This is a genomic window from Propioniciclava sp. (assembly GCF_029977985.1).
In the GTDB taxonomy this organism is placed as follows: domain Bacteria; phylum Actinomycetota; class Actinomycetes; order Propionibacteriales; family Propionibacteriaceae; genus Propioniciclava.
Map to the genome: position 1 here is coordinate 1 of NZ_JARKOT010000194.1, position 9,692 is coordinate 9,692.

Annotated in this window: 10 protein-coding genes and 4 tRNA genes; 9 read left to right on the forward strand and 5 right to left on the reverse strand. The window is 70.9% G+C overall.

Features of this window, described 5'->3' with window-relative positions:
• From acnA to dxs, 4 genes are all read left to right on the forward strand, one after another.
• The coding region (acnA, locus tag Q1K57_RS11425) for an aconitate hydratase AcnA (RefSeq protein ID WP_300082627.1) at positions 1 to 1,356 on the forward strand (1,356 nt) is incomplete at its 5' end.
• A complete protein-coding gene (locus tag Q1K57_RS11430; RefSeq protein ID WP_300082630.1) occupies positions 1,353 to 1,817 on the forward strand; it encodes a hypothetical protein in 465 nt (154 codons plus the stop codon). The genes acnA and Q1K57_RS11430, both read left to right, overlap by 4 nt.
• A 64-nt stretch (positions 1,818 to 1,881) precedes the next feature.
• Positions 1,882 to 2,346, forward strand: a complete 465-nt coding sequence (locus Q1K57_RS11435; RefSeq protein ID WP_300082633.1) for a hypothetical protein — start codon at positions 1,882 to 1,884, stop codon at positions 2,344 to 2,346.
• Between the two features lie 14 nt (positions 2,347 to 2,360).
• The gene (gene dxs, locus Q1K57_RS11440) at positions 2,361 to 4,283 is read left to right on the forward strand and encodes a 1-deoxy-D-xylulose-5-phosphate synthase (protein ID WP_300082636.1); all 1,923 of its coding nucleotides are present in this window, start codon (positions 2,361 to 2,363) and stop codon (positions 4,281 to 4,283) included.
• Here the strand turns inward: dxs and Q1K57_RS11445 are convergent.
• From Q1K57_RS11445 to msrB, 3 genes are read right to left on the reverse strand one after another with little or no spacing between them, the layout of a single operon-like run.
• Positions 4,261 to 5,511 carry a ribonuclease D gene (locus Q1K57_RS11445; RefSeq protein ID WP_300082639.1) on the reverse strand — a complete coding sequence of 417 codons (1,251 nt, stop codon included), beginning with the start codon at positions 5,509 to 5,511 and terminating at the stop codon, positions 4,261 to 4,263. The two genes, dxs and Q1K57_RS11445, sit on opposite strands and share 23 nt — an antisense overlap.
• A complete protein-coding gene (locus tag Q1K57_RS11450) occupies positions 5,508 to 6,095 on the reverse strand; it encodes a DUF3000 domain-containing protein (protein WP_300082642.1) in 588 nt (195 codons plus the stop codon). The genes Q1K57_RS11445 and Q1K57_RS11450 overlap by 4 nt, the downstream gene beginning before the upstream one ends.
• Positions 6,096 to 6,118: 23 nt before the next feature.
• Positions 6,119 to 6,532: a peptide-methionine (R)-S-oxide reductase MsrB gene (gene msrB, locus Q1K57_RS11455; RefSeq protein WP_300082645.1), complete on the reverse strand. Its 414-nt coding sequence runs from the start codon at positions 6,530 to 6,532 to the stop codon at positions 6,119 to 6,121.
• 80 nt (positions 6,533 to 6,612) lie between these two features.
• On the opposite strand from msrB, the gene Q1K57_RS11460 reads away from it, so the two are divergent.
• Positions 6,613 to 7,209, forward strand: a complete 597-nt coding sequence (locus Q1K57_RS11460) for a CueP family metal-binding protein (RefSeq protein WP_300082648.1) — start codon at positions 6,613 to 6,615, stop codon at positions 7,207 to 7,209.
• A gap of 43 nt (positions 7,210 to 7,252) precedes the next feature.
• Positions 7,253 to 8,119: a PPK2 family polyphosphate kinase gene (locus Q1K57_RS11465; RefSeq protein WP_300082651.1), complete on the forward strand. Its 867-nt coding sequence runs from the start codon at positions 7,253 to 7,255 to the stop codon at positions 8,117 to 8,119.
• 3 nt (positions 8,120 to 8,122) lie between these two features.
• Here the strand turns inward: Q1K57_RS11465 and Q1K57_RS11470 are convergent, their stop codons facing one another.
• Entirely contained in the window at positions 8,123 to 8,917 is a 795-nt protein-coding gene (locus Q1K57_RS11470) for a CbiX/SirB N-terminal domain-containing protein (RefSeq protein ID WP_300082654.1), read from the reverse strand.
• A gap of 245 nt (positions 8,918 to 9,162) precedes the next feature.
• Positions 9,163 to 9,238: transfer RNA gene (locus tag Q1K57_RS11475), tRNA-Val, on the reverse strand.
• Positions 9,239 to 9,418: 180 nt separating this feature from the next.
• On the opposite strand from Q1K57_RS11475, the gene Q1K57_RS11480 reads away from it, so the two are divergent.
• The 3 genes from Q1K57_RS11480 to Q1K57_RS11490 all read left to right on the forward strand — a co-directional run bounded on the left by Q1K57_RS11480 (position 9,419) and on the right by Q1K57_RS11490 (position 9,683).
• A tRNA-Gly gene (locus Q1K57_RS11480) sits at positions 9,419 to 9,491 on the forward strand.
• A gap of 44 nt (positions 9,492 to 9,535) precedes the next feature.
• Positions 9,536 to 9,606 (forward strand) — tRNA-Cys (locus tag Q1K57_RS11485).
• A 1-nt stretch (position 9,607) separates the two neighbouring features.
• A tRNA-Val gene (locus Q1K57_RS11490) sits at positions 9,608 to 9,683 on the forward strand.
• Positions 9,684 to 9,692 lie beyond the last annotated feature (9 nt).

Consider the following 9,692-nt stretch of genomic DNA (forward strand, 5'->3'; position numbering starts at 1 on the left):
CTGGTGGCCAAGAAGGCGGCCGAGAAGGGCCTGCGCCCGAAGCCGTGGGTGAAGACGACGGTGGCGCCCGGGTCGAAGGTGGTCAGCGACTACTACGCCAAGTCCGGCCTGCAGCAGTACCTGGACGAGCTCGGCTTCAACACCGTCGGTTATGGCTGCACGACGTGCATCGGCAACACCGGCCCGCTGATCCCCGAGGTGAGCAAGGCCGTCAACGACCACGACCTCGCCGTCACGGCCGTCCTGTCGGGGAACCGCAACTTCGAGGGCCGCATCAGCCCCGACGTGAAGATGAACTACCTGGCCTCGCCGCCGCTGGTCATCGTCTACGCGCTCGCCGGCACGATGGACATCGACCTCGCCAGCGAGCCGATCGGCCAGGACGCCGAGGGCAACGACGTCTTCATGACCGACATCTGGCCGACCACCGATGAGATCGAGGCCGTCGTCGGCTCGTCCATCTCCGCGGAGATGTTCACGGCGCGCTACGCCGACGTGTTCGCCGGCGACGACAAGTGGCGCTCGCTGCCCACCCCGGACGGCGACGTGTTCGCCTGGGACGCCGAGTCCACCTACGTGCGCAAGCCCCCGTACTTCGACGGGATGCCCGAGACGCCGGAACCCGTCGCGGACATCGCGGGCGCCCGCGTCCTGCTCAAGCTGGGCGACTCGGTCACCACCGACCACATCAGCCCGGCCGGCAGCATCAAGGCGGACACCCCGGCCGGCCAGTACCTGCTGGCCAACGGCGTCGAGCGCAAGGACTTCAACAGCTACGGCTCACGCCGCGGCAACCACGAGGTCATGATCCGCGGCACCTTCGCCAACATCCGGCTGCGCAACCAGATCGCGCCGGGCACCGAGGGCGGCTACACGCGCGACTTCACCGAGCCGGACGGGCCGGTGACGTTCGTGTACGACGCGTCGCAGAACTACCAGGCGGCCGGCGTCCCGCTCGTCGTGCTGGCGGGCAAGGAGTACGGCTCGGGCAGCTCGCGCGACTGGGCGGCCAAGGGCACGGCCCTGTTGGGCGTCACGGCCGTGATAGCGGAGAGCTACGAGCGTATCCACCGCTCGAACCTCATCGGCATGGGGGTCCTTCCCCTCCAGTACGCCGAGGGTGAGACGGCCGAGAGCCTCGGTCTCGACGGGAGCGAGACGTTCGCGATCAGCGGCGTCACGGAGCTCAACGCGGGCACGACGCCGAAGACCGTCCGGGTCGTGGCGACCAAGGCCGACGGGTCCGAGGTGGCGTTCGAGGCGGTCGTCCGCATCGACACCCCCGGCGAGGCCGACTACTACCGCCACGGCGGCATCATGCAGTACGTGCTCCGGAGCCTGCTGAAGGCCTCGTGAGTGATCAGATCGCGCTGCGCGTCCGGGAGTCCCCGATCGGGGGCTCCCGGCTCGCGTTCTCCTACCTCGCGGTCGTCCTCGGGCTCGTCGTGGCCGGGCTCGTCGCGGCGGTCTGGACGCCGTTCGCCGACTCCGTCTGCGGCAGGGGGGACGACCTGTCCTGCGGGCTCGGCTGGATCTATGCGGGCGTCCTCCTCGGCGTCCTGGCCGGCACCGCACTGACAGCCTTCGTGTTCCGCCTCGGCTGGGAGTGGTGGCTGGCCCTCGTGGCGCTCGTTCTCCTTCTCGCCCTGGCCAGCACGGCGCCGATCTGGCTGCTGGCCGTGTTCGGCGTCCTCGTCCCGGCCCTCGCCGGTGCGGCCACGTGGTCGGGACCTGACCGGCCGCGGTGGCGCCCGTGGGCCATCGCCGCCGCCGCGTCGGTTGCGCTGGCCGTGCTCCTGGTGCAGGTCCTCGCCTGAGCCTCTTGACCGCCAGCTCGGCGCCACCTACTATCGAACACATGTTCGCAAAGAGGAGGGTCGAATGAGCGCAGCCACCTGGACGCCGGCGCGTCCACACGGGTTCACCAGGCACGTCGGAGAGGACAGGCCGGTGGGTCGCGTCCGGTTCCCTCAGCAGACGGCGCTGTACACCCCGCCCGGGTGGCCGGCGGCCGTCCGCCCTCCCCACGCGCCTGACTGGGAGGCGACCGCCACGGCGTGGCTGCTCGACTGCTCGCCGCCGGAGTACCGCGGCTACCCGGTCCTACGCCGCCACGCGGTCGTCCTGGCCCGCTTCGCGGCCGAACACGTCGAGAGCCAGCTCGTGAGCTGCCGTGAGGGCCTCGCCGGGGTCCGCGCGAGCCTGGGGGAGTACGTCTCGCCCGAGGTGGTGGACGCCGCGTCGCTCGCCTGGCAGGAGCAGGAAGCGTCCCTGAAGCGGCGCCGGCGCGAGATCGCCCTCGTGGAGGAAGCGCTGCGCGGCAAGGTCTTCATCCGGAGGCTGTGAACTACACTCGCCCCATGTCGCTACTGGACGCGATCCGTGGCCCGCGCGATCTCCGCGAACTGAGCGGGGCGGAGCTGGCCACACTCGCGGGGGAGGTCCGGTCGTTCCTGATCCGCAACGTCAGCCGTACCGGCGGCCACCTCGGCCCGAACCTCGGCGTGGTCGAGTTGACCATCGCGCTGCACCGCGTGTTCGACTCCCCGCACGACCCGATCATCTTCGACACGGGGCACATCAGCTACGTGCACAAGATCCTCACGGGGCGCCAGGGCGCCTTCCCGACGCTGCGCCAGGCCGACGGACTCTCGGGCTACCCGTGCCGGGCCGAGTCGGGCCACGACTGGGTCGAGAACAGCCACGCCACCACCTCGCTCTCGTGGGCCGAAGGGCTCGCCCATGCCTTCCAGTTGCGCGGCGAGGATCGGACGGTGGTGGCCGTCATCGGCGACGGCGCCCTCACCGGGGGCATGGCGTGGGAGGCCATGAATAACATCGCCGTGCAGGCGGGCCTCAAGCTCGTGATCGTGGTCAACGACAACGGCCGCAGCTACACCCCCACCGTCGGCGGCATCGCCACCCACCTGTCCAGCCTGCGCACCGACCGCCGCTACGAGGAGACGCTCAAGGTCATCAAACAGCGCGTCCGCTCGGCACCTGTCGTGGGCGGCCCCCTCTACGACCTCATGCACGGCTTCAAGACCGGCGTGAAGGACATCCTCGCTCCCCAGGGACTCTTCTCCGATCTCGGACTGAAGTACGTGGGTCCCATCGACGGCCACGACATCTGGATGCTCGAACGCGCCTTCGAGTCGGCCCGCAACTACGGCGGGCCCGTGATCATCCACGCCATGACCATCAAGGGCAAGGGCTTCCGCGCCGCTGAGGAGGACGAGGCCGACCGCTTCCACGCCGTCGGGACCATCGACGAGGAGACCGGCGAGCCCCTCACCGCCAACCCCAAGCGCACCTGGACCGACGCGTTCCGCGACGAGATCGTCGCCATCGCCCGCGACAACCCCTCCGTCGTCGGCATCACCGCCGCCATGCTGCACCCCACCGGATTGGACGCCTTCGCCCGCGCCTACCCCGACCGCGTCTTCGACGTGGGCATCGCCGAGCAGCACGCCGTCACCTCCGCCGCCGGCCTCTCGTTGGGCGGCCTGCACCCCGTGGTCGCCCTCTACTCGACGTTCCTCAACCGGGCGTTCGATCAGCTGCTCATGGATGTCGCCCTCCATCGCCAGGGCGTCACCTTCGTCCTCGACCGCGCCGGCATCACCGGACCCGACGGGGCCAGCCACCACGGTGTGTGGGACACCTCGCTCCTCACGATCGTGCCCGGTGTCCACCTGGCGGCCCCGCGTGACGAGCCGCGGCTCGTCGAAGCGCTCCGTGCTGCCGTGGCGATCGAGGACGCCCCCAGCGTCATCCGGTACTCCAAAGAGGCCCTCCCGCCCGTCCTGGAGGCCGTCGAGCGCCGTGGTGCTGTCGACATCCTCACCCGGACGGCCGACCCGCAGGTTCTCGTCGTCGCTCACGGCGCCTTCGCCGCACTGGGCGTCGAGGTGGGCCGCCGCATGGGCGCCCAGGGCATCCCCGCCACCGTCGTCGACCCCGTCTGGGCGTTGCCGGTCAGCCGCGACCTCGTTGACCTGTGCCGCGACCACCGCTTGGTCCTCACCCTCGAGGACGCCGGCGTCAGCGGTGGTCTCGGGGCGCGCCTCGCCCAGGAGGTCGCGGATGCGGGCGTCTGGACGCCGGTGCGCAACCTCGGCGTCCCGCAGGCCTTCCACGCCCAGGGCACGCGCGCCGAGGTCCTGGAGCGGATCGGGCTCACGGCCCAAGCGCTGGCCCGCACGGCGGTCGAACTGGCGGTGAGCTGCGACGGGACTGTGCGCGGCGAGGTCGAGGGGGTCAGTCCGACAGCAGCGGAGTGACCACGGGCACCACCAGTTCCCGCTGCCACGGTCTGACATCGGCCGCCGCGAGCGCCGCGTCGACCGACTCCTCTGTCAGTGGTTCGGGCGGCTGCCAGGCCAGTCGGCGCAGGGCATCGGGGCTCAGCAGGTTTTCCGGCGGCACGGTGTGCTCCTCGGCCAGCGCGTTCACGGCCGGCCGCACGCGTTCCCACCGCGCGGCGGCCTCCGGACGGTTCCGCGCCCAGCCCTTCGGGTGCGGGATGTCCTCGGACGCCGCCCGTCGCGCGGGGTAGTCGCTCGCCGACATGGCCGAGACGCGCTGCAGGGCGGCGATCCAACTCGACTCGAACCGGGCGGCCTGCCGCCAGTTGAAGCCGTCGATGCGGCGGAGAGCGGGCCGATCGATGTCGGCGGTCTTCGCGGCGTCCACCGCGGCGCCCAGCCCTGCGATGGCCCGGTCGTTCAAGATCCGCCCCGGCGCCTTGTCGAGTCGCTGGGCGATCTCGTCGCGGGTCCGCCACACCTCGCGCACGACGGCCAGTCCCCGCGACGTCCGGACGCCGTGCAGGCCCGAGACGCGCCGCCAAGGCTCGGCGCGGGGCACGGGCTGATCGGCGGCGTGCTCGACCAGGTGTGCGAACTCCTGTTTGGCCCACTCGGTCTTGCCGGCGGCGTCCACCTCGCCTGCGATCCAGTCGCGGAGGTCGGCGAGCAGCTCCACGTCGAGGGCGGCGTAGGAGAGCCAGGCTTCCGGCAGCGGGCGGCGGGACCAATCGGCCGCGGAATGCTCCTTGGCGAGTGACTTGCCGAGTCCCTGCTCGACCAGCGCCCCGAGGGACACCCGTGGCAAGCCCAGCAGCCGACCGGCCAGTTCGGTGTCGAAGAGGCGATGGGGGAGGAGTTGCACCTCGGCGAGGCACGGCAGGTCCTGGCTGGCGGCGTGCAGGATCCACTCGACGTCGCCCAGACGGGCGGCTGCCGCGGAGAAGTCGGCGCGGTCGGCATCCCCCTCGAACGCGACCGGGTCGATCAGCACGGTCCCTGCCCCCGCGCGGCGGAGCTGGATCAGATAGGCCTTCGGCCAGTAGCGGAACCCGTGGGCGCGCTCAGTGTCGACACCGAGCGGCCCCGAGCCGGCTGCGAGAGCGTCGATGGCGGCGGTGAGCGCGGCGGGCGTCCTGACGACCTCGGGGATGCCGTCCGCGGGCCGGGTGACCGGGACGGGGGGTTCAGCGGCAAGCGTCATCGGCGGCGGCGGCGGCCAGGACGGTGCGGATCGAGCGCGACGACGCCGTCGGGCAACAGTGGCAGCCCGGCGACCATGCACAGCAGGTCCTGCCAGGCGAGCACGTGGGGGACGATCCCGGCACCGGTGGCGAGCAGCGGCGTCCAGGAGGCGCGGATCTCGACCTCGGCCTTGTCGGGGTCGCCCTCCATCGAGCCGAAAGACTTCGACGAGACGGCCGTCACGGTGCCGCTGGGGGCCGTGTAGGCGGCATCCCGCGCCTGGAGGGCGTCGGTGAGCCACGACCAGCCCACCTCGCCGAGCAGGGGATCGATGGCCATCTCGGGGTCGACGACCGAGCGGGCGAACGTGACGCAGCGGAACGTGCCGTCCCATGCCGGGTTGCCGTCGGGGTCGTGCAGCAGCACGAGCCGCCCGTTGCCGAGCTCGTCGTCGCCCACCTCGACGTCGGCGGCGATGGCCACCGCGTAGGGGGCGATGCGCTGGGGGGCAGGGATCTCCTCCACCGCCAGCTCGGGGCGCCACGGCAGGCTGAGGAGCGCGTTCACGGCCTCGTCGAAGAGCCCGGATTCCGGTCTGCCCATGCCCACGACGTTCAGGCTAGGTGTCAACTCCCCGGCTGATGGACCAGACACACCGAGTTGATGCAGTACCGCAGGTCGGTGGGGGTCTCGTACCCCTCGCCCTCGAAGACGTGCCCGAGGTGGCTGTCGCACGCTGCGCAGCGCACCTCGACGCGCGGACGCCCGGGCAGCGACTCGTCGGTGAGGTACCGGACGCGGTCTTCGGCGGCCGGGGCGAAGAAGCTCGGCCACCCGCAGTGGGAGGCGAACTTCGTCTCGCTGGTGAACAGTTCGGTTCCGCAGGCGCGGCACGCATAGGTGCCGGGCTCGAAGGTACGGTCGTATTCCCCCGTGTACGGGCGCTCGGTGGCCCCTTCGCGCAGCACGGCGAACTCGAACGGCGTGAGCACCTCGCGCCACTGCTGCGGGGTCTTCATGACGCGCGGCTCCTCGCCCATGAGCGTCCTCTCCTTCTGCGATGTGGAGCCATGCTAGTCGGCCCGGCTTTCGTGATACCCAGCTGGGGTATGGTGGGGCCATGGACCTCCGTCGAATCTCCCTTGTCCTCGCCGCGTCCGCCGTGCTGCTGGCCAGCTGCACCGCGGCCCCTGCCCCGACCACCCCGGACGCCGCGGCTCCCGACAGCACCACCGCCACAACCGGCGACGTCCTCGCGGACGCGGGGGTGGCGGGCCTGTCCGCGACCGAGGCGATCGAGCACCTCGACGCCTCGACCGACGCGCGGCCGCTGCCGTTCCGGGCCTCGGTGACCGGCACGGAGCTCGTGCTCCAGGCCGCCGACGCCGAACCCGTCACCATGGCCGTGTCCGAGGACCGGTTCTACCTGTCCGTCGCCCCGTACCGGACGCGGACCCACGAGTGCTTCAACCACTCGCTGGCCACCTGTCAGGGCGAGCTCGTGGGCGAGCAGGTGCACGTCACGATCTCCGGCGACGACGGCACGGTCCTGGTCGACACCGATGCCACGACGTACACCAACGGCTTCGTCGGCTTCTGGCTGCCCCGCGGCATCGGGGCGACGGTCACGGTGACGGCGGGCAGCGACACCGGCACGGTGGACATCCGCACCGACGACGACAGCCCCACCTGCCTCACGACCCTGCAGCTCGGCTGAGGCCGCCCTTGGCTTGAGGGCTCGGGTGGGCCAGACTCGGCCCATGACCGCTGACGTGCTGCCCGACCCGCTCTCCACGCTGCTGCGCGCCCCCGCAGGTGCGGTGAACCTCGCCGCCCTGGACACCCGTGCGACGCCCGGCTACCCCGGGGAAGGCAAGGCGGACGCCGACGCCCACCGCGAGGCGCTGGCGCCCCAACTCGCCGACCTGCAGGAACTGCTCTTCGCCGACGGCCGGGCCAACCCCGAGGGCGCCAAGCGCGTGCTGATGATCCTCCAGGGGATGGACACTTCCGGCAAGGGCGGCATCATGCGGCACGCGATCGGCCTCGTCGACCCCCAAGGCGTCCACATCAAGGCATTCAAGGCGCCGACGGCCGAGGAGCGCCGCCACCACTACCTGTGGCGCATCGAGAAGGCGCTGCCCGAGCCCGGAATGATCGGCATCTTCGACCGCTCGCAGTACGAGGACGTGCTCGTCGTGCGGGTGGAGTCGCTCGTGCCCAAGGCCGAGTGGGAGAAGCGCTACGACGAGATCAACGCCTTCGAGCTGAAGCTCGTCGAGCAGGGCTACACGCTGATCAAGTGCTATCTGCACATGAGCAAGGAGGAGCAGGCAGCCCGGTTGCAGGCACGCCTCGACGACCCCCACAAGCACTGGAAGTTCACCCCGGGCGACATCGACGCGCGCGCCAAGTGGGACGCCTACATGGAGGCGTACACGGCGGTGCTCGAGAGGACCAACACCGACTATGCGCCCTGGTACGTGCTGCCGGCTGACCGGAAGTGGTACCGCAACTGGGCGGCGGCCGCACTGTTGCGCGAGAAGCTGGCCGGCCTGAACCTCACCTGGCCGGTGGCCGACTTCGACGTGGACGAGCAGAAGGCCCGCCTGGCCGCAGAGGGCTGATGCTCAGGCCGACGCCGCCAGGTCGCCACTCTCCAGCGTGACGCCCTGGTGGATGGGGGCGTCCAAGAGGTCCATGGCGGCGAACGCGTAGCGGCCGAGGATGAGCTCGGTGAGTTCGCGGGTGGCGCCGAGGGGCTCGGAGACGGCGACGCAGCCTGCGCGGTGCGCGAGGTCGGCCTGCGAAGCGTAGGCCTCGTCGGGCGCCCAGAAGAGAGCGCCGACGGCGATGTGCCGGCGACCCTGCGATCGAAGGCCCTGGATGGCGTGCGCAACGGACGGCCCGGTGCCGTCGGCGACGGCGACCAGACAGGGCAGCCGGTGGTGTGTGGACCACTGACGCGCGCGGCGGGCCAGCAACGCGGCACCGCGGACGTCGCCGGTGGTCGGCGCGCTGAGCACCAGGCCGTCGAGCTCGAGGATGCGGGCAGCGGCCAGCGCGCTGCGCAGCCGGGCGTCGAGCACAGAGAGCAGGGTCGCCTCCGGGCCGATGGGGCGGGCGACGGCCAGGGCGACGGAGCGCTGTGTCATGCGGACCTCGTCCGCGACCGCGGTCACGGCGTCGATGGGCTCGATCGCGTTGGCCAGGTCGAGCGGGACGAGGACGACCTCATCAGCACCGCGGGCGGCGGCGCGCTCGACGGCGGTCGCGACCGTGGGGACGGCTCCACCGAGGAACGCGATCTCGCAGGGGATCTCCGGCCGTATCTGCGCGAGTTCGCTCCGCAGCGCAGCGGCGACTTCGGCCACCCGTGGCTCCTGGCTCGCAGGCGCCACGAGAACCAGTGAGGGTGCTGTCATGGCGTGCCCCTTCCGTTGTCCTGTGACGGTCGGCGCCCTTGCCGTTGACATAGTCATCCTGACTGAAAAGTTGAGCCGGTGCCAAGCAGTCTGGTCCACATCGTGGAAACGACGTCCACAATGTGAGCCGCGACTCAGTGACTAGGGGCAACGGTGCGGCAACTTCCGCATCAATCTGCCCCTGCGTGGGGGACTTGGCGTGTCGCGGGAAGCAAAGCGCCCCCGGCGAAGGACGCCGAGGGCGGTGGTGGGCGATACCAGACTTGAACTGATGACCTCTTCGGTGTGAACGAAGCGCGCTACCAACTGCGCCAATCGCCCGCGGCTGCCCACACTATCGGATCCCCAGCGGCTTCGCACAATCCGACCGCCGCGCGTTGGGAAGGGGCGTGGGGGTCCGCCGAGCCGGCCGCGCGGTGCCGGCGGCCGGGCTCGGCGCCGTTTTGGCGTTTGGGCCTCGTCCTCGCTAAGGTGTTCCACGCCCCAAAACGCAGGGGCAATGCGGACGTGGCTCAGCTGGTAGAGCATCACCTTGCCAAGGTGAGGGTCGCGGGTTCGAATCCCGTCGTCCGCTCGGAGAGGGTCTCGTACCTGCCATGGCGAGGCCGGTTCTTCACCGGTGGAGTGGCCGAGAGGCGAGGCAACGGACTGCAAATCCGTGTACACGGGTTCAAATCCCGTCTCCACCTCGGGCGGTTGGCGCAGTTGGTAGCGCGCTTCCCTGACACGGAAGAGGTCATCAGTTCAAGTCTGGTACCGCCCACCAGCCGAAAGG